At 41.1% G+C, this 20,328-nt stretch carries 15 protein-coding genes; 10 read left to right on the forward strand and 5 right to left on the reverse strand.

The features are described 5' to 3' along the window. Nucleotides 1–970 precede the first annotated feature (970 nt). From Q8W26_RS06365 to Q8W26_RS06380, 4 genes are all read left to right on the forward strand, one after another. Entirely contained in the window at nucleotides 971–1,555 is a 585-nt protein-coding gene (locus Q8W26_RS06365; protein ID WP_305472780.1) for a hypothetical protein, read from the forward strand. A 60-nt stretch (nucleotides 1,556–1,615) separates the two neighbouring features. Then, on the forward strand, nucleotides 1,616–2,254 hold the full coding sequence (locus Q8W26_RS06370; RefSeq protein WP_305472782.1) for a response regulator transcription factor: 639 nt from the start codon (nucleotides 1,616–1,618) through the stop codon (nucleotides 2,252–2,254). Beyond that, nucleotides 2,241–3,881: an MASE1 domain-containing protein gene (locus tag Q8W26_RS06375; protein WP_305472784.1), complete on the forward strand. Its 1,641-nt coding sequence runs from the start codon at nucleotides 2,241–2,243 to the stop codon at nucleotides 3,879–3,881. The genes Q8W26_RS06370 and Q8W26_RS06375 overlap by 14 nt, the downstream gene beginning before the upstream one ends. Before the next feature lie 345 nt (nucleotides 3,882–4,226). Then, complete coding sequence (locus tag Q8W26_RS06380; protein WP_305472786.1) at nucleotides 4,227–5,390, forward strand: hypothetical protein; 1,164 nt, start codon at nucleotides 4,227–4,229, stop codon at nucleotides 5,388–5,390. 132 nt (nucleotides 5,391–5,522) lie between these two features. Here Q8W26_RS06380 and Q8W26_RS06385 read toward each other — a convergent pair whose 3' ends face one another. Next, nucleotides 5,523–6,656, reverse strand: coding sequence for a GGDEF domain-containing protein (locus Q8W26_RS06385; RefSeq protein WP_305472788.1), 1,134 nt, complete (start codon nucleotides 6,654–6,656; stop codon nucleotides 5,523–5,525). A 467-nt stretch (nucleotides 6,657–7,123) separates the two neighbouring features. Here Q8W26_RS06385 and Q8W26_RS06390 point away from each other — a divergent pair, with 467 nt between their 5' ends. Then, a complete protein-coding gene (locus Q8W26_RS06390) occupies nucleotides 7,124–8,005 on the forward strand; it encodes a GGDEF domain-containing protein (protein ID WP_305472790.1) in 882 nt (293 codons plus the stop codon). Here Q8W26_RS06390 and Q8W26_RS06395 read toward each other — a convergent pair. Beyond that, nucleotides 8,002–8,439, reverse strand: a complete 438-nt coding sequence (locus Q8W26_RS06395) for a F0F1 ATP synthase subunit epsilon (protein WP_101214353.1) — start codon at nucleotides 8,437–8,439, stop codon at nucleotides 8,002–8,004. The two genes, Q8W26_RS06390 and Q8W26_RS06395, sit on opposite strands and share 4 nt — an antisense overlap. A gap of 199 nt (nucleotides 8,440–8,638) precedes the next feature. Here Q8W26_RS06395 and Q8W26_RS06400 point away from each other — a divergent pair, with 199 nt between their 5' ends. The 5 genes from Q8W26_RS06400 (at nucleotide 8,639) to Q8W26_RS06420 (ending at nucleotide 14,357) form a co-directional block, all read left to right on the forward strand. Next, nucleotides 8,639–8,821, forward strand: coding sequence for a hypothetical protein (locus Q8W26_RS06400; RefSeq protein WP_101214354.1), 183 nt, complete (start codon nucleotides 8,639–8,641; stop codon nucleotides 8,819–8,821). A 121-nt stretch (nucleotides 8,822–8,942) separates the two neighbouring features. Further along, nucleotides 8,943–10,145: an ABC transporter substrate-binding protein gene (locus Q8W26_RS06405; RefSeq protein WP_305472793.1), complete on the forward strand. Its 1,203-nt coding sequence runs from the start codon at nucleotides 8,943–8,945 to the stop codon at nucleotides 10,143–10,145. A 213-nt stretch (nucleotides 10,146–10,358) separates the two neighbouring features. After that, nucleotides 10,359–12,311 (forward strand): methyl-accepting chemotaxis protein, encoded by a 1,953-nt coding sequence (locus tag Q8W26_RS06410; RefSeq protein ID WP_305472794.1) that lies wholly within the window; start codon nucleotides 10,359–10,361, stop codon nucleotides 12,309–12,311. 130 nt (nucleotides 12,312–12,441) lie between these two features. After that, nucleotides 12,442–13,809: a DNA-3-methyladenine glycosylase 2 family protein gene (locus Q8W26_RS06415; RefSeq protein WP_305472796.1), complete on the forward strand. Its 1,368-nt coding sequence runs from the start codon at nucleotides 12,442–12,444 to the stop codon at nucleotides 13,807–13,809. Continuing rightward, complete coding sequence (locus Q8W26_RS06420; protein WP_305472798.1) at nucleotides 13,809–14,357, forward strand: methylated-DNA--[protein]-cysteine S-methyltransferase; 549 nt, start codon at nucleotides 13,809–13,811, stop codon at nucleotides 14,355–14,357. Before Q8W26_RS06415 ends, Q8W26_RS06420 begins: the two co-directional genes overlap by 1 nt. Nucleotides 14,358–14,390: 33 nt before the next feature. Here the strand turns inward: Q8W26_RS06420 and Q8W26_RS06425 are convergent, their stop codons facing one another. The 3 genes from Q8W26_RS06425 to acnD form a co-directional block, all read right to left on the reverse strand. Beyond that, nucleotides 14,391–16,118, reverse strand: coding sequence for a diguanylate cyclase (locus Q8W26_RS06425; protein WP_305472800.1), 1,728 nt, complete (start codon nucleotides 16,116–16,118; stop codon nucleotides 14,391–14,393). A gap of 343 nt (nucleotides 16,119–16,461) precedes the next feature. Further along, nucleotides 16,462–17,634 carry a 2-methylaconitate cis-trans isomerase PrpF gene (prpF, locus tag Q8W26_RS06430; protein WP_305472802.1) on the reverse strand — a complete coding sequence of 391 codons (1,173 nt, stop codon included), beginning with the start codon at nucleotides 17,632–17,634 and terminating at the stop codon, nucleotides 16,462–16,464. A 95-nt stretch (nucleotides 17,635–17,729) separates the two neighbouring features. Then, nucleotides 17,730–20,321 carry a Fe/S-dependent 2-methylisocitrate dehydratase AcnD gene (gene acnD / locus Q8W26_RS06435; RefSeq protein ID WP_305472804.1) on the reverse strand — a complete coding sequence of 864 codons (2,592 nt, stop codon included), beginning with the start codon at nucleotides 20,319–20,321 and terminating at the stop codon, nucleotides 17,730–17,732. Between the last annotated feature and the right edge of the window lie 7 nt (nucleotides 20,322–20,328).

Genomic DNA, 20,328 nt, shown 5'->3' on the forward strand with positions numbered 1-20,328 from the left:
TCAGAATGGCAAAGATCACAAACCGTTACCGGAATGGTTTTAAATTTAATATTTATTTTTCTGGGAAGGTGATACTCATATCCTATATCAATAGAACTGGGGATATATCGATTAAATTTCAACCCATTGTGGATTTAATTTTTGTTAATATTGGTTAATCGGCTTTTTGTTGTGAGCGTCGATTTAGAGTTGTTTAAAAAGAATTTTATGTTGTTTTATGGAGCCCACAGGCTTTAGCCGGTTGCGGACTCATATAAAATGCGTTGCTTTTATTGTCCGCTCTTTCTTAAGAATGAACTTAAACTACTGAACTGGTCTATGACTGCTTATGTCTATTGCAGTTATTTGTGTATTAATTATTAACTTACCCTGACAATTTTTGATGTGTTACCAATATTATCACTGAAAATAAAACTATATACATATCAATACTTAAGAACGTTTTAACTAATCATTTCGTCTTATTGCACAGTTTGCTACACTGCTTGTTACACACGTGAATGGTCACTAACTATGAATTTCTTTAACATCAGTAATCAAGAATTTACGAAGCTGACTTATCGACCAACTTCCATATATTAAATATTCCTACGTTTACTTTAATTCCCCCTACGAAACTATCCCCTTTTATTTTCACGTATCATACAACACACAGCAATAATAACTCAGAATCGAGCTAGCCAGTTGATACGACCTCTATGCAGAAAAACAGCGGCACTAAAAGTGAAAATTAAGGGGGCGCAGCCAAAACAACAGCATTTTTTATCACCTAAACTAGCTCCACCAATCAACTTACCGCACAAACATCTAAGAATATTTCCTAGCTAAGTAGGAAACTTACCAATAGAACTCTAATCATTTTTTAGATTAAATAACATCAAGATATTTTAGTTTATTATGACCTAAAGCGAGTAAGACTAGTATGGAACCATTAGTCAAAGCTTAGTAGGAAAATACAAAGGGACTCTTGATGAAAGCCTCTCTCCCAGAGCAACAGTCACTAAATAATTTAACAAACGAGCCAATGTTAATTAAACAAATTATAGGCCCAATTATTTTAAGGTTTAAACATTTTGGAAATGAGACTTACTCTATTTCTTGGGTCAGTAAATTAACTCAAGTGACAACCACATTAAGCAAAGTAAATGGCAGTCAATACACAATTCATCGAGCATGGAAACAAAAGAAGCATGTCCATGAGCCACTCATCGAAGAGTTTGACACACTCAAAAGAGCACTTTCATACTTCCTTGTAAATACTGATACTTATAAAGTTGCCAAAAGTGTTGTCAAAGACGCAAAAGAACAGGTTGTCGACTGGATAGCTCAAATTGAAGAGACTCCCGTTACTTCATACCCTAAAACAAGTAAAGCTCAGAGCCGAATTGGGTTTCCTGTATTAGTCGGTGAGCATCAAGAGCGAGAGGGAATAGTATTAAAAATGCTGCCACCTGAAAAGCCAGGAAGAAGCCCTTTAATTGAATTGAGGTTAACTAGCGGCTCACGGTCGGGTAAAATTATTCGTATACCAACAAACAAAGTATGGATTGAGTAACAAGCATTTAATTTTATCTGGTATATTAGCCACAACTAAAACTACAAGGAAAGTAGGTTAATGAAGATAGCTTTACTTGATGACCATAAACTCGTACGAGATGGTTTTAAAAAACTTATCGAGCTTATCGATGACTGGGAAGTTGTTGCTGAAGTCGATTGTTACGACAGCGCACAAATGGTTATGAAAGGTCTCGATGTAGATATTTTTGTTATTGATATCTCATTAGGTAGCAAAAGTGGCATTGAGTTCGTACGCTTCATCAGCAAAGCATACCCAACAGTCAAACCCCTCGTCGTCAGTATGTATGATAGCAACCCTTACGTTCAAGACGCTCTGGACGCTGGTGCATGGGGTTACGTGTCTAAACGTTCGGCCTCTGATGAGTTACTAGACGCTATCAATGAACTCATCAAAAATAAACGTTATTTAAGCCAAGACATCATTGAAAAACTTCACTATCAACCACCGCAAACAGATAAAAAAATATCTCTGCTCACCGCAAGAGAGCTAGAAGCTTTTCCATTATTTTCTAAAGGGTTTAGCGCAAAAGAAGTTGCTTCAAGTCTTAATATCATGCCCAAAACGGCTCATGTTCATCGATCTAATATATACAAGAAATTAAATGTAAAAAATCAGTTCGAACTATTAAAGATTGCTTTAAACGAGGGCCACATACGATTACATGAACTTACATAATATCACTACCCTATCGCCAAAAAGAATTGATAGTCAAGCCTGTGCCATTGAGTGTGGTAAGCAACTTTCTGTAGCGGTCATTTGTATTTTATTGTCCGTTCTATTCTTTGATCTTAGCATGTTTATGGAAATAATTCCCGGGCAAGCAAATTGGTATTTAAATGCTGGCTGGCATCTAATCATATTCCTACTGTTACCTTATAGGTTTTGGATAACGTTATGGGTGGCACTACGACTCTATACGGCCTACATCATCTCCCGAAACACTGGTGTATTTGACTTCGAATTGTTTTATGGGCTAGAGCGACAATTCTTTATTTTCCTTTCTATGTTTGCTTATAGGTACTTTTGCGGAGTCCCCTCTCTGACCAGCGTGAAGGGCGTCGTATGCCTATTTGGCTTAGCAGCCTTTATTGATATATTTAACTGGTTGTTATTCATTGAGGCGTTTGAGTTCGAGCATAACATCACAGGGGATGAGTGGCTTATCCATCAATTGAGCATGGCCTTGGGGGATTTCATTGGTCAATTATTGATTATCCCACCCATATTACTAATCCATTGGTTCATTAAAAATACACAGCGGATAAATAAGACTGACACTATTCGAGGGTTAACCGCTTTAATAAGCATCTCAGCTGTTAGCCTCTTCGTCTTTTGGCAACGACCTGACACTTACTATTTGGTTAGATTATTAGCTTTTATTCCCGTTGCTTGGATGGCTTACCGCTTTGGTTGGCTCGGTGGTGTATCAGCAATGATAACAGCAAACACCTTAATCACTATTGAAGTCGCTATTACAGGCGTTCCTCAAAATACCATAGAGAGCCAAGTATATGTCATCACAGTTTCATTGACTGCATTGATCTTGGGTGCCGCTGTGACAGAACTAAGAGAAGCCAACGCTGCACTATTGTTAAACAATAATAAACTCCAACATTCTCTTAATAAAAACAGCCAACTCGCTGCCAGAATTGTGGACGTACAAGAGACCGAGCGAAAATACCTTTCTCAAGAACTTCATGATGAAGTCGGTCAAAGCATAACGGCTTTAAAGCTAGAGCTGAAAGTTATTCAACATATGCTATTAGAAAAAGCGCCAGATGCTATGTTGAAAGGGCTTAATGACAATGCTAATGCAATTTATGAGTCGGTATATCAATTAATGCACTGGCTTAGACCACGCGTACTGGATGACTTAGGGCTAGAAGAAACGTTAACTGGCTCAACGTTTAAACAAAATCTAAGCAAGGCAAACATTGAGTATGTTGCCTCTGTCGATAAAGGCATCAATAAACTCCCTGACGCATTTCAAATTGCAATATATCGAATATGCCAAGAAGCGATAACAAACTCGCTCAAGCACAGTAATGCCACAACATTTCATTTGTCAGTTGAAATCAATGAAGCTAGCGTCAATGTATCCCTGCGGGATAATGGCTCGACTAAAATTAACGAGGCCTCACCTAATGAGTATAAGTCATCCTCTGCAGAAAAAGTTATCGGTAAATCTGGCTTTGGACTACAAGGTATTGAAGAACGAGTTCAATCGTTAAAAGGAGAGATAGTTATCCTAACTGAGCATGGGTATAAAATTAATATTAAGCTTCCTCTGAATTACTTATAGTTGTGCAGAACACTGCTCTTCCTTTCAAGCTACTCCATTTTAAATAGTTAACCAATTTAAAATGGAGTAGCTTGAAAGGAAGCAAAAGTAATCGCACATTAGTGATTAATTTTTCATTCTGGTATTCTCTTCATCAATACATTGTCACTAAATCAGAAAGCAGCTCAGCAAGGCACACTTTAAGACCAACACGCCCCGAATGACAACTAACCCTTTATTTTAAAGGCTTTTTATGACATCCTCGATTAGAGAATCGTCGGGATTTTCAATGTTCACAAGGATGCGGCATGTTAGTTAGTTGGCAAAGAGTGTTTCAATCGTACGACTCCCACAGGGAGGAATGTCATGTCTAAGTGGCTAGTTTCAATCATTGCATTCACCATCATTTGCATTACGTTACTCTTCATTAATGATGAACAAAGCTCAGAAAAGACGACCAATGTTAGTGTGCAGCCCTTAGTGGTAACGAGTGAAACACTTCCCAAGATTGCTATTCAGGAGGTTGTAAAAAAATCAGCAGACGCAAAAATAATTGACAATCGCAGACCCCTTGAGATTGTTGAAGGTCAAGAGGAACACTACATTGTCGAATGTGAACCTGAACTTTTGCCTGAACTTTTACCTGAAACAAAGCAAGAAGAGCAAATACGTCAATCGTATGTACAGTCTTTGAGCAGCTCGTCACTGCCATCGAAACAGCTCGCCTATGCCTTATTCTCAGTTCCACCAGATGATAAATCACGACTCGATCTGTTGTCATCGTTTAATGGTCGCTTCCCACACAATAGCATTGTACTCATGGAGATGATCAATTTATGCACAGCTTCGTTAACACATCCTGCTTGCAACCAAACTTTACTTGAAAATGCGACTGATATTGACGGTAACAATGGTGCGCTATGGTATCAAATCGCTAATTATCATGCGGCAAGCGGAAATGAGTTGGCGACGTTAAATGCAATGCGTGAAGTCACAAAGTCAACTCACTTCAATGAACGCTTCTTTAGCGATATCGAAGTATATATGCAGGCACTAAAAGGAAGCGGAGTTGGAAACCACATCAGTAATCGAAGTACGGCAATCGGGATCAATGCGGCGAAGCCCATGAACGTTTCAGCTATTGTAAAATTTTGTCGTCAGAAAGAGAGTTACGATGATATAACAGCTAACCTTTGCTTAGAATTAGGTCAACTATTAGAAGTGCAAGCGAAAACATTATTCAACTCACACATCGGCATTGCCTTACAAGATTTTGTTCATTTGGCCGAACACAATGAAGATGCACTTAAGGACAATAAGCATAAAAAGGATAAGCTCCGCAAGGAGGCATTCACCAAGCAGTTTAACAAAGCGATGACATTGACCTGGCTTGATGAAAACCTTTACTGGTACTTGGTCAAGGTCCGTGAACGTTTCGGTGAAAAAGAAGCTGCAAATTTATTAGTCAAGGAAGCAATATCACGTTCACAAAGAGAAGATTATGACCCTTGCCCTACCACAAATCGCTAGAGTGAGTTGTTAAGGGTGATCAATGGTACTGGGCTATCGGGGCTGTAGCTCCGACTTTTAGTATAATACCTAACCTAAATGACTAGGTAAGCTAGATACATTTTAAACATCTACTAATCCTAGTTTCAATTTTTACGCCATTGCCTTTTGGACTAAAAGCATATCAGATTTTTTATAAGCGACTCGATTTCTACCATTATTTTTAGCAATATAAAGCTGCTGATCAGCATGCTGATATAAACTTTCAATTGATGCGTGCTTTTGGCATAGCTCAGAGATACCAATGCTGATGGTAATATCCATTGAAAGCCCATCTTTAATAAAGCTCTTAGTCTCAATAGCATTACGAATATTTTCTGCAATATTAGCAGCTTCATCCAATGAGGTGCGATTGAGTAAAATAGTAAACTCCTCTCCACCAATTCGAGCAAACACATCACTTTCACGTAAGGTTTTACCGATACTGTTCGCTAATTCTTTTAAGATAAAGTCCCCTGCCTGATGCCCATAGTTATCGTTAATGCTTTTGAAAAAATCGATATCAAGCATTAAAAGCGAGACGCTCGTTTTCTCTCTGGTGGCCAGAGCAATTAACTTTTGAGATACTTCAAAAAAATAACGCCGATTGTGTACATTGGTTAGGTTATCAATCGTCGATAAGTGATGTAGCTCCTCAACACTTCTTTTTAACTCATCATGTGCTTGAATACTCGACAAGCGGCTATCATGTATCGCTTTAGACAGTAAAATCGTCGCTGGGATGTAAATAATAGCTAAAACCACTAAGCCAGTATGTTGATGCTGACCGTAATAAATCATAATGACAATTTGCGGTATGATCATGCAAAAGAAAAAGGTCAAATAAGCCCTATACAGCGATGACATCGATAAAGCTGCTGCTGTGATAATCCCTATGCTCATCACAAAACTGACTAATTCAAAAGGCTGTGGGGCATATATAATGGATAGTACTGATGATGCATTCCACATGAACGCTTGAAATACATTAGAAGCAATAAAATACTTCTCATTCCGTGTGAGATTATTTTGATCTTGTTGCGCTAAATAATAGGTAAACGATTTTGCATTATGTAAACGATACGCCGCTAACAGCACCTGAAAAGCCAACCAAATAGTTAAGTATGCCAATGGTACGAATGGCATGAATATCCAAAAATAGGCATATGACACGATCAGCATTGCCACCATCGCTCTGGGGGTTTGGTTAACTAAGCTTTCTATAAGTTTAGGATGAACAGATGACATAATACTTCTTAGCGTTCTTTATTTTTTAAATACTTCATTAAACTTTCAACTAAACCATTAAGGCAACGAAAGATTAATATTCAAATAACGGGCAACTTGGAATGAGTCAATGAAGTTGCTCTAGGTTATATAAGGTTTAAATACGTTGCTCTCCCATAAAAGAGCGATGGCTAAACTTACTGACTATTTTGAACGATCAAAGGGCATTTTTCTATGCGACTTCAGTGTCGATTTGGGCCCGATTTAAAACACAGGTTCAGCTGAACCCTGACAATAAAAACAAAATCCGAGTGGCATGAAGCACTCATCTGTATGATTACGATATACCTATACAATTAAATCAAAAAAATCACTTTCTCAATCAAAAGAATAATTAAATATTCAGCTAAGTGTGCAATCTTTTTATAAGCTTAATATAAGTAATAATCTAATTAGTGAGTGATTTAATGACAATAAAAATGAGGCCAGTGAGACTAAAGACCCTAATCATTAGCTATTCCATAGTTTTATTAGCATATGAAGCTTCTGTTGGAGCGATTACTCCGCCAAAAGAAATTATTGAAGTATTAACAGAATTCACAATGCTCATTGCTAGCCTAGTGATTATGTTTTATATCGATCGGTTAAAAGAATCACGCAGTGTCTTTTGGATTATGAATATTGGTGCCTCGCTGCTTTACCTCGGCCTTTTTTTTGATTTTTTTGAGGAGTTTTTTATTCAGCCAAATATCTTAGATAATTCTTATGAAGATATTATTCAAACAGCTGGTTTTTTGATTATTTGTCTTGGAATACAGCGCTGGATTAGCTTACATTGCAATTTAGTCGCGCAATTACATAAAACAGCTTCAACAGACCATATGACAGGACTGCTAAACCGGCGGGCATTTTATCAGCACGTTGAAAGCGACTCACCATTAACACCTATTCATAGTTCTTTTCTTCTGATTGACATTGACCACTTTAAATCTATTAATGATCAATACGGACATGCTTTTGGCGATATTGTTATCAGCAAGGTCGCCACCATTATTCGTTCTAATATCGGTGATAATCAGCTAGCAGTTCGATGGGGTGGTGAAGAGTTTTTAATCTATTTCAAGCAATGCGACGGCTCACAAGCGAGCATTATTGCAGAATCACTTCGAAGCACTATTGAGAAAGCAACCTTTACAGATCATACCAATAGTGTGAGCTGTACTGTCAGCATTGGCTTGTACACCACTCAAGAGCAAGTCAGCTACGATCACGGTATCGATCGAGCAGATATAGCACTATATCAAGCAAAGCATAATGGACGTAACAATGTCACTGTTTTTAAGACGGACGAAGTGCTAGATCCTCATTAACGGCCTTTTTTCTTGCGTAACATAGCCAATACCCTAAGTTGTGCAATCGCATTCGTTAGTTCTGCGAGCGCTGCTGCATAGTCCATACTAGCACTCCCTTTAGGGTTCTCTCGAAGATAAGTTTCTGCCGCTTTTTTCGCGGCTAATGCCGCCTCTTGATCTAAGTCCTTGCCTCTAATAGCCACATCAGCAAGGATATTAACGGTGCGAGGCTGAACCTCAATAATACCGCCAGACACATAAATCACTTGCTGGTCGCCTTTTGCCGTTTCTAAACTTACAAAGCCAGGTTCAATAGCGGTTAATAAAGGAACATGCCCTGGGTATATTCCCATTTCTCCTAATGACCCGCTCACTTGAAGTGATTTAACATCTCCTGAAAATATAGCCTCTTGAGCATTCACCACCGCTAAGTGGAGTACTTTTTCTGTCATTATCACGTCCCTTCAATCTTTAGTTATATTACTTTCAATAGGATATAAGCTAGCGCTAAAAAAAAACGTTCGCGTATTAAACATAGGTATATACTTAACAATGAAGCGCTCGTTTTTCAAGCACTTTACATTCTGTCAGAGTAATGTAATTTCGAAGAAAAATTAAGCAGGGTTTTAGCAACGTAGAGAAGTATTTACCATGACTGATAACCTCAAAGAGTCTCACCCAATACAGCATGCGATGGCACAGCTAGTTACTGGCTTACATGAACGTCCAGATAAAGAGTACATGCGCCGTAAACTTATAGCCGTTGAAAGAAAGGTTCACCAACAATTACGAGACCTATCTCGTGACGATCTTGAAGAGTATGAGATCTTTTAATTAAATAAAATACAGGTGAGTGTCGCAAATGGATTGTAACAAGACCCCTTTTTATTCATCACATTTATTGCGGTGTAAGCGATTACACCGCAATAAATCCCTTACGCTTCGAAATAAACACATGATAAAAATATTATCCTGCTCATTAATTTGTTGCTTTATTCTATTCTTTAACCAGCAAGCTTTCGGTGAAACTAAACTAGTTAAAGCAGAACCAAAGCAATTTCATGTGATGATATTTTCCCCTTCAACGCAAGATAATAAATTTTGGCGTAACGTTATTTCTTTCGCGCAAGCAGCCGCTGATGACTTGCATATTCAACTTAGTATTAATTACAGCGATATTATTAACCGCAAGCTATACCTACAGCGAGTTGAACAAGCACTGGCCGTTCCAGAAGAGCAGCGCCCTGACGCAATCATTGCTGTCTCTTATCGCAAAGTCACCAAGAAAATTTTGTCGTTATCTCATTATTACAACGTGCCAGTGATTATGGTCAACAACTCACTTCCCGAAGAGGATAGCTCTTTTATAGGACCTCCTCGCAGCCGCTATAAGACTTACTTGGGGCATATTACTCCTAACGAACAAAACTCGGGCTATTTATTAGCTAACTATTTAATCAAGCAGGCTTCACTGTCCTCACCAGAGCAACGGGTCACAGTCGCTGGGATCGGTGGCTCAAGAGAAGCTCCTGAGTCGCTAAGCCGCTATAATGGTTTAATGATGGCAGTTAGCGAAAACAATTCGAGCCTGACTCAAATGGTGTTTTCTAACTGGGAAGGAGATATTGCTTATAAACAAGCCTCTTCTTTACTCAGACGTTATGACCCCCTCCATATCATATGGTGTGCCAGTGATTTGCTGGCTATTAACACCCAAAAAGCAATTAATGAGCATAGCCGTACCGTTATCACAGGGGGGATCGATTGGACAAAAGCAGGCGTACAAGCTGTTTTAGATGGTGAGCTATCCGCCAGTGTCGGAGGGCATTTCGCTAATACAGGGTTCGCCGTTATCTTATTGCACGATTATTTACACGGTAAAGATTTTGCTGATGTTATGCCATTAATGCTAATTACAGAAAGTAAGCTATTGACTCAAGACAATGCAAAGCAATATGCGAAGCATCTGCTAGCACAAGACTGGTCATCGATTGATTTTAAGTCGTATTCTAGGGTTTATAAGCCAGAAAATACCAGCTATGACTTTTCAATAAACTATCTATTTTCGTTATTAGAAAAAGAACAAAAGTTACCTCACAACAAAAAGAAACAGAGCCATTATACTTATACTCACCTCTCAAAAATCACTCAACATTAACAATAAAAACATTAGAAAAAACTACTAAACAGCTCACGAGACCCGCTTAGACACAGCTTATTCCAAATAAACCTACCATATAACCAAACCAAAATTCATTAATCGTAATCGAACATTGCGAATAAGAATAATTACGGTTAGCATGGATGCGAAGACATAATATGACACGGGTCTTTTAACAGACTTGCTGACTCCTACTTAAAAGGAATTACTATGCTCAATAATCTCAGGTTAAGAACAAAAATAGCACTCTCATTTGCGTTGGTTATGTTAATTTTAACCTGCGCTTCAGTTGCAGGTTTTATCGGGCTAAAAAACTCTGAGCAAGGGTTTATAGACTATCGAGGGTTAGCACGGGATAGTAATCTGGCCAGTGAGCTTCAAGCCAATATCTCAACGTTAAGAGTTGGCAATAAAGAATATATTGTCTCTTCAAACCCAAGCTGGATAAACCAGTTTGAGCGTCATACTCAACAAACTAATCAATTGCTCGAGAAAGCCAAGGTTGAAATACAGAAACCACAGCGCGCGCAATTAGTTTTAACCATTTCAGCACACCTTGATGAATATAAAACAACGTTTAGCAATGTCGCTCTCCTAAGTAAACAAAGAGAACAGGTAAGGGTCGAGCAGCTCGACCCCAATGGACGCAGTATGCGTAAAGCAATGACCGAAGTTATTGCATCAGCCTTCAGTGACAAAGATACAACCGCATCCTATTACGCCGCCCAAGTGCAAGAAAGCTTATTATTGGGCCGTCTTTATGTGAGTAAGTACCTCAACAGTGGATTAATCAGCGATTATGAGTTTGCCTTGTCTCAACTACATGAGCTCAAAGATACTCACTTTAATAAACTACAGCAAAACATTGAAAACCCGACTCGAATTGAGTTACTAGCAAGCTTTGAGCAGAGCCGTATCGCGTATATGCAAGCATTAAAGTCAGTGTTCGAATTGACTCAGCAACGCCATCAATATGTTGAAGAGCACTTAAATCGAATTGGTGGTTTATTGACTCAAGAAATTGAACACCTTAAACAGTCAATCATTGCAGATCAGGATACATTAGGCCCAGAATTACAAAGAAGTAATGACATGAGTGTGACTTGGGTTGCGCTATTTACTATTGGTGCAGTTACTTTAGGCGCGTTAATCGCCTACACAATAGGCCGTACAATTACCAAACCCATCCTTCAAGCAGTTTCAGCAGCGCAGCAATTGGCAAAAGGCGATTTAATGAGTGATATTCCTCGCGCTGGGCGTAATGAAGCAGGACAACTACTGGATGCTCAGCGCAATACTGCCGCGAGCCTCAAAGTGATTATCGGTGAAATTACCGATGTAAGTAATGAAATGAATGACTCAGCTAACCGCCTATCAGTGGTGAGTGAACAAGCCAGCCAAGGCGCCGCACAGCAACAATCAGAAACAGATCAAGTGGCGACAGCAATGACAGAGATGGTGGCCTCAGTACAGGAAGTATCAAGCAATGCCATGATGGCCTCTGATATTTCTAGTAAAGCAGATCAAGACGTTACCAAGGGCTATCAATTAGTTGTTGAAACACAAGACAGCATTAGCCAGCTTGCTTCAAACATCCAAGATACGTCACTGAAATTAAATCTTGTCGAACGTGAAAGTAAGAATATTGGTCATATTATGGATGTGATAAAAAACATTGCAGAACAGACCAATTTATTAGCCCTTAATGCGGCGATCGAAGCTGCGCGAGCAGGCGAACACGGACGAGGCTTTGCTGTAGTAGCAGATGAAGTACGTACACTCGCACAAAAAACACAAAACTCAATTCAAGAGATCCAAACACTTATTGAGCGTCTACAAACGGGGACTAATGAGGCCGTATCAGCGATGGCTAAAGGAATTGAAGACACTGAAGAGAGTGTTGGAAAAATAAATTTAACCGGGCAGGTGCTTGATGATATTCGTAAGGCAGTCACTGCAATCAATGATATGAACATGCAAATAGCAACTGCCGTTGAAGAGCAAAGCACCGTTGCAGAAAGTATTAACGAAAATATTTTAAATGTCAGAACGGTCTGTGATGAAAGCACACAAACAACAGGTGAAACCGCCGATTCAAGTGCTCAACTGCTCGTTATCTCTGACAAGCTACAAACCATGGTGACTCAGTTTAAAATTGCATAACTCGGTGAAGGTTTGGTTGTATCGTCATTCAACAGAACAATCAAACCTTCACTACCGATTGTGGCTAGAGTTTTTCACTGCCTAGGCTATAGTAGATCGACTGACTCAATCGTTATGACCGAACTATTTAATGCTTTTAGACCCGACAACATGCCACAAAGCCCGTTTATCTCGCGATCCACGATTCGATGGACGATTTTTCACTGCCGTTAAAACCACCGGGATCTATTGCCGGAGTATTTGTCCAGCTTCACCCCCTAAAGAATGCAATGTCACTTATTACGCTAGTGCAACAGAAGCAGCCAATGCAGGCTTTAGACCCTGCTTACGCTGTCGTCCAGACAGTGCGCCAGATTCACCAGCATGGCAAGGGGTAAATACAACATTAAACCGAGCAATAAGGCTCATCAACCAAGGGGCATTGCAGCAAAACTCATTACCTGAATTGGCTCTAAGGCTTGGCATTGGCGATAGATATCTCCGTCAATTGTTTAAACAGCACTTAGGTATGTCTCCAAAAGCTTACGCCTTATATCAACAATGTTTATTCGCCAAACAGTTGTTGCACCAAAGCAGTTTATCTATTACAGATATTGCCCTAGCCAGCGGTTTTAATAGTGTCCGTCGATTTAACGACTGTTTTAAAGCACAACTCGCGTTAACCCCATCTCAAGTACGAAAGTCGACTCAGCAGACAACGTCAACGATTGAGCTCATCGTGCCCTATCGTCCACCTTATCATTGGCCATTGTTACGTGATTTATTAAGTAGTAGAGCCATTAATGGCCTTGAATGGTGCAATGAAAATAGTTACGGCCGCAGTTTTAGCTGGCTTGAGAGTACTGGGAAGTTTACCGCTTTTCATCAGAATGAGAATCACAGCTTCCGCCTTGAAATTGAACTTGATGAGCTTAGCCAGTTGCAGCCAATCATTTATAATATTAAACGTCTACTTGATCTCGATGCCGACACACAAGCTATCGAACATGACCTAGGCAGTGTCATCAATAACGCATTTGAATTAAAACAAGGGCTACGCTTGCCAGGTATTTGGAATATGTTTGAAGCGGGCATTCGGGCAATTTTGGGCCAACAAATATCGGTCACCGCAGCGCGGAACTTGGTCACTACACTAGTCCATGAATTAGGCACCCCTCAGGGAGATAAGATAGTGTTCCCTACTCCTCAAGCCATCGCTGACAACGAGTTAGTGTTCTTGAGAATACCCAATTCACGTAAACAAACGTTACGAAATTTAGCCCAACATTACCTTGATTCAAACGAGCCTGATGAGCCACAAGCCTGGCTTAAATTAAAAGGAATTGGCCCATGGACCGTTGATTACGCTAAGATGCGTGGACTCAGTGACCCTGATGTTTACCTTGGTGGTGACTTAGGTGTCAAAAAAGCCGTAGCACAGACAGAGAAAACTTTCGATCCGCAGTTAGCCTCCCCTTGGCAAAGCTATCTAACGTTTCAATTATGGAGTCAATTATAATGTTTACAGACTACTTCGATAGCCCGTTAGGGTTAATGGAAATTAAAGCATCGTCACAGGGTATCACTCAAGTCATTTTTTGTGGCGAGCAATCGAGCCAAGTCAATGAAGCACAAAGCATCACAAATGAGCTAACCAAGCGTTGTAAGCTGCAATTGGCTGAATACTTCACTAAACAACGACAAACGTTTGATTTGCCATTAGCCCCACAGGGGACGCCATTTCAACAACAAATTTGGCATTGTTTAAGCCAAATCCCATTTGGGCAAACCTTATCTTATGGCCAAATCGCTCAACAAATTAATAACCCTAAGTCAGTCAGGGCGGTGGGTGGCGCCAATGGCCGTAACCCAATCACTATCATCGTACCCTGCCATCGTGTCATTGGCGCTAATGGCTCATTAACAGGATATGCCGGAGGCACTGAACGCAAGTTATGGTTATTAGAACATGAAGGCATAGTCATAATACCATCAGACAATAATAACCAGCGGTCACTTAAGCAGGTCATTAAGACAAGGCAAGAAAAGACACAATTTCTTAGCTAACCTATAACGACTATTTCAATTTACCATTAGCATCTATTGCAAGGTTGTAAGTGGCCATTCACTCTTATCTGCGGTAACTTTACCTTGCTTATTATGATACATTCGTTCATCAGCAAGAGTTAAACAAGCGGAAGTGCTGTCTGTCTCTATGCTGTCAGCAATACCATAGCTCACTCCTGCAAATGGCCATGTTTGTTGAAGCTCTCCTTCGCATTGCTCAATCCATAGTTTTGTTTGACAAATTAAACGACGCAAGTCCTTTTTTGTCACCGTATTAAATAGCCAAACAAACTCATCTCCACCCGTTCTAAAAACCTGACCGTATTCAGCGACTCGTTGTGACATGACTTGGGATGTTTTTATTAAGAAAGCATCGCCTTGCGCATGCCCTAATTGATCATTAATTTGCTTCATGCCATCTAAATCAATAAACACAATAGCATAATAGCGACTGAGCTTAGCCAAACTCTCATTGAGCGCATAACGGTTAGCGATTTGAGTCAACGAGTCTATTCGCGCAATAGAAAATTGGTGTTTGTAATCTAACTGTTGCAATCGGAGCCACTCAGATAACGACAGTAAAATACAAATACAATCAATCGCTAACGCAACCATAACGATCAGCTCTGGATGGGTTAACCCTTCAATCAGGTTAGTATGGGATAACACATAATAGAGGAGTGATACGCAATAAAGGCTATTGCCGAATAAGAAATACTTAGCCCGAAAGTCACTCACATACAACATTTTAAAACCAATAAATATCGCCAGTGGAATCCAAAACATGGCAATGAGGTGCGATATGAGAAATACGCTCGAGAAGTCAAGCCACAACATAATAAAGGCCAATATGCAGCACAATACTGCTAAGCTATCAAGCACTTGAGTCAATGTTTTGTGTAGACGTATAGGCCCATGACTAGACAACGCCGTTGCCGTATCAGCGATAAATAACAACTTAGTAAACTGACATGCGCATGCAATCGCGACTGGGAACAGGTAAATTCCTAAATATGAAAAATTAAATGAACTGGTTAATAGGATATCATCGATGAGACCTGACGCAGCAGCCCAACCTAAGCCGTGAAGCCCAATATAACCTGCACACGCTATCGTCACCGCTAAGCGAGTTCGAATAAACACTAATAATGCTATCAACGCTAAAGTTAGCATGACCGTAATGGCAGCTATCGTGACCGTATTTTCAACGAGCTGTAAACGATAGAAAGCAGGCTGGTTATAAATAGTCAGGTGTAATGGGGTCGCGTAGTGCTTTGCATTAACATACAGCCAAAGCTCACCTGTTTCATAGGGCTCAATCGTAAAACCGACGGCTTGATTGTGCATTAATACGGGAGTATTAATATCCTGAGTTTGAGAGAATCCATTTAACTTAATTAATGTACCATCACGTCTTTTCCAATAGGCTACGCCAGCATCAATGAAGTTCGCACTAGGTGACGCGTACCAGCTGCGCGCTTGAGCATGACTGTTTTCAAGGGATACACGAGCAATATAAGCACCTGACGAGCCAATGGTTAACTCGTTAAGAGGCTTTGATTGATAATAGGCTTGCTGGATTTGTTTGAACCCTGCTGGTTCAAATAAGTTAACCGCTCGCCACACTTTGAAATCTGGAAGTTTAACCGTTGATTCTTGCGAGAAAGAGACCTGTGATTCTGCTCTCAACGGGATAACGATAGTGATAAAAAAGCCAATAGAAAATAAAAACAGCTTAACCAGTTGAGTATTTAACATCATTGTAGAATACCTCTTGAAGGCCTTTATACAGCCATCATAGCACTTATCAATGAAAATAATGTATCTGATAACAACCTAATAGGAGATAAATATACGCTAGATCAATCACCACTTATCTAACGTATATTTAACCATAATAAAAGCTATGTCTTAGTTAGCTATTGCGATTTGTTAATGCCACCTGCTCTTTGATGTGCTAAGTAGAGTTGCTGATTAATGTGAAGCTTTCTTGAGTACACCAGTTACTTTTCTTTGCTTCGCCAAAGAAAAGTAACCAAAAGAAAGGCGACCCGTAATTTAATTGCTTACCTTTAAGTGAAAAGCTGTCTTAACGTCACCGATTTTAATGCGCTGGCACCCTAACCCAGCCCTCCATTAAGACTCGAGCACTGCGGCTCATTCCCACTTTAAGCACTTGCCATTGTCCGTCTTGTTGCTGCGCTTGTGCGCCGACGGTTAACGTACCTGACGGATGACCAAAGGTGACACTATCACGCTCACCGCTACCAGCAGCAAGGTTAACTAGCGTACCGGGTATCGCGGCAGCGGTACCGATGGCCACAGCAGCAGTACCCATCATCGCATGATGGAGTTTACCCATTGATAACGCACGGACATTAAGATCGATTTGCTGTGCCAATACTTGCTTACCACTTGACGAAAGGTAGTCTGTTCCCGGCGCAACAAAAGCGACTTTAGGTGTATGCTGGCGAGCCGCTGCTTCGCTGATATCGCTAATTAGTCCCATTTGAACTGCACCATAGGCACGAATTGTTTCAAACCTTGCTAATGCAGCCTCATCATTATTGATCACATCCTGTAATTCTGTGCCGCTATAACCAATCTCCGCAGCGTTTAAAAAAATAGTCGGAATACCCGCATTAATCATAGTCGCCTTAAACGTACCAACACCTGGCACCTCCAATTGATCGACTAAATTACCCGTTGGAAATATAGCGCCTTCACCATCGGCAGGATCAACAAACTCCACGGGAACCTCCGCTGCTGGGAAGGTCACGCCATCAAGCTCAAAATCACCCGTTTCTTGAACTTGACCGTTAGTCATCGGAACATGCGCAATAATCGTCTTATTAATATTGGCTTGCCATATACGCACCGTACAAACACCATTCTCTGGTATACGGCTATCATCGACCAAGCCCGAGCTAATCGCAAATGAACCTACCGCAGCGGTTAAATTACCACAGTTGCCACTCCAATCAACAAATGGTTTATCGATAGCAACTTGTCCAAATAAGTAATCAACATCATGATCCACTTGTGAGCTTTTCGCCAAAATCACCGTTTTACTGGTGCTTGACGTCGCTCCGCCCATCCCGTCAGTTTGCTTGCCGTAAGGATCTGGGCTACCAATGACACGTAACAATAATGCATCACGTGCCGCCCCTGCCACTTGAGCTGCTGGCGGTAAGTCAGTTAAATTGAAAAACACCCCTTTACTGGTGCCACCACGCATATAGGTTGCGGGTATTTTTAGTTGCGCTAAATGTGCCATGAAAAATCCTATCAAATGACGGTTTGAACATGAGCAGCGAGCCCTACCTCACTGCCCATGATCTCACCTATAACTCTGTGCTGCGACTCGACAAATTAAGCATTCGACTCTAAGAAGTCCTGCGCGAAGCGTTGTAGTACACCACCAGCAGAGTACACAGACACTTCCTCTGCCGTATCGAGACGACATTTAACAATAATGATGATGACTTCACCATTACGCCGCGTCATTTCCACCTTCAATGAAGCCCCAGGAGCAGGCGTACCAATCACGTCAAAGGTTTCAGAACCATCAATATCAAAAGTTTTACGGGTTTGCCCTTGAGAAAACTCAAGTGGTAATACCCCCATACCAACTAGATTAGTGCGATGAATACGTTCAAAACCTTCGGCTAAAATTACTTCAACACCTGCTAAGCGAACACCTTTAGCCGCCCAATCACGAGAGGAACCTTGACCATAGTCAGCACCAGCGACAATAATTAACGGCTGCGCACGGTCCATGTAGGTTTCAATAGCTTCCCACATTCTAGATTCTGTGCCTTCTGGCTCAATGCGCGCCAGAGACCCTTGCTTGATCTCTCCTTGTTCATCACGACACATTTCATTAAGTAACTTCGGATTAGCAAAAGTCGCACGTTGAGCGGTTAAGTGATCACCGCGATGCGTTGCATACGAGTTAAAGTCTTCTTCTGGCACGCCCATTTTATCAAGATAGGCACCAGCAGCGCTTTCAAGCATAATCGCATTAGAGGGTGATAAATGATCCGTGGTAATGTTATCGCCAAGTACCGCTAACGGCCGCATCCCTTTCATCGTACGCTCACCCGCTAATGCACCTTCCCAGTATGGCGGTCGGCGAATGTAAGTACTTTGTGGACGCCAGTCATATAATGGATTGGTGTCTTGACCGTAATCCACTTTTAAATCAAACATTGGGCTATAGATTTGCTTGAATTGCTCCGGTTTTACACTTGAAGAAACAATTGCATCGATCTCTTCATCGCTTGGCCAAATATCTTTGAGGGTAATCGGATTCCCTTGCGAATCAGTCCCTAAAGCATCTTTTTCAATATCAAAGCGCATCGTACCGGCAATGGCATAAGCTACCACTAGCGGGGGCGAAGCCAAAAACGCTTGTTTCGCATAAGGATGAATTCGGCCATCGAAGTTCCGGTTGCCTGATAATACGGCTGTTGAGTATAAATCGCGGTCGATGATCTCTTGTTGGATCTTAGGATCCAGCGCGCCACTCATGCCGTTACAGGTAGTACAAGCGAAACCAACAATACCAAAGCCAAGTTGCTCTAGTTCGGGTAATAAGCCTGACTCTTGTAAATATAACTGCGCGACTTTAGAACCTGGCGCGAAAGATGATTTCACCCAAGGCTTACGCACTAAGCCAAGTTCATTGGCTTTCTTGGCAATTAACCCTGCTGCGACAACATTGCGAGGATTACTCGTATTGGTACAGCTGGTAATGGCTGCAATGATCACCGCGCCATCAGGCATCTCGCCTGCTTGCTCTTGCCAGTCTTTGGCAATACCGCGCTCAGCTAAATCAGCGGTAGGTAAACGACGATGTGGGTTAGATGGACCAGCCATATTACGACACACCGTTGATAAATCGAAAGTTAATACACGTTCGTATTCGGCAGTCTCTAAACTATCACCCCATAAACCCGTTTCTTTGGCATAGTTTTCAACTAAGGCTACTTGCTCAGGCTCACGTCCAGTTAATTTCAAATAATCGATGGTTTGCTCATCGATATAGAACATCGCGGCGGTTGCGCCAAACTCTGGCGTCATGTTTGAAATGGTCGCGCGATCGCCAATGGTTAAATCTGTTACGCCATCTCCGAAGAACTCTAAGTAACTAGAAACAACACGCTCTTGGCGTAAAAACTCAGTAATCGCTAATACTATATCCGTTGCCGTGATACCCGGCTGACGCTTACCCGTTAATTTCACTCCAACAATATCCGGTAAGCGCATCATAGACGCACGCCCAAGCATCACATTCTCAGCCTCTAAGCCGCCGACACCAATGGCAATGACCCCTAAGGCATCGACATGAGGCGTATGACTATCAGTACCGACACAGGTATCAGGAAAAGCCACACCGTCTCGCGCTTGAATCACTGGTGACATTTTTTCTAAGTTAATTTGGTGCATGATGCCGTTCCCAGCTGGGATCACATCAATATTTTCAAAGGCAGTTTTGGTCCACTCGATAAAGTGAAAACGGTCTTCATTACGGCGATCTTCAATCGCGCGGTTTTTATCAAAGGCGTCTGGGTCAAAGCCACCATGTTCAACAGCTAACGAATGGTCGATAATTAGTTGGGTTGGTACCACCGGATTAACTTTTGCTGGATCACCGCCCTGTTCGCTAATCGCATCACGTAAGCCAGCGAGATCAACCAAGGCCGTTTGACCTAAAATATCATGACAAACCACACGAGCGGGATACCACGGGAAATCTAAATCTTGTTTGCGGTTAATTAATTGTGCCAACGATGGAGTCAATGACTGTGGGTCACAGCGCCTGACTAGCTGTTCTGCTAGTACGCGTGAGGTGTAAGGAAGTTTTTCATAAGCGCCAGGTGTAATGTCATTGATCGCCGCTCGTGTATCAAAGTAGTCAAGCTCACTATTAGCGAGCCGTTTTCGGTAATTGCTATTCATAGGATAT

The sequence above is a fragment of the Psychrobium sp. 1_MG-2023 genome (assembly GCF_030689115.1).
Lineage (GTDB): Bacteria > Pseudomonadota > Gammaproteobacteria > Enterobacterales > Psychrobiaceae > Psychrobium.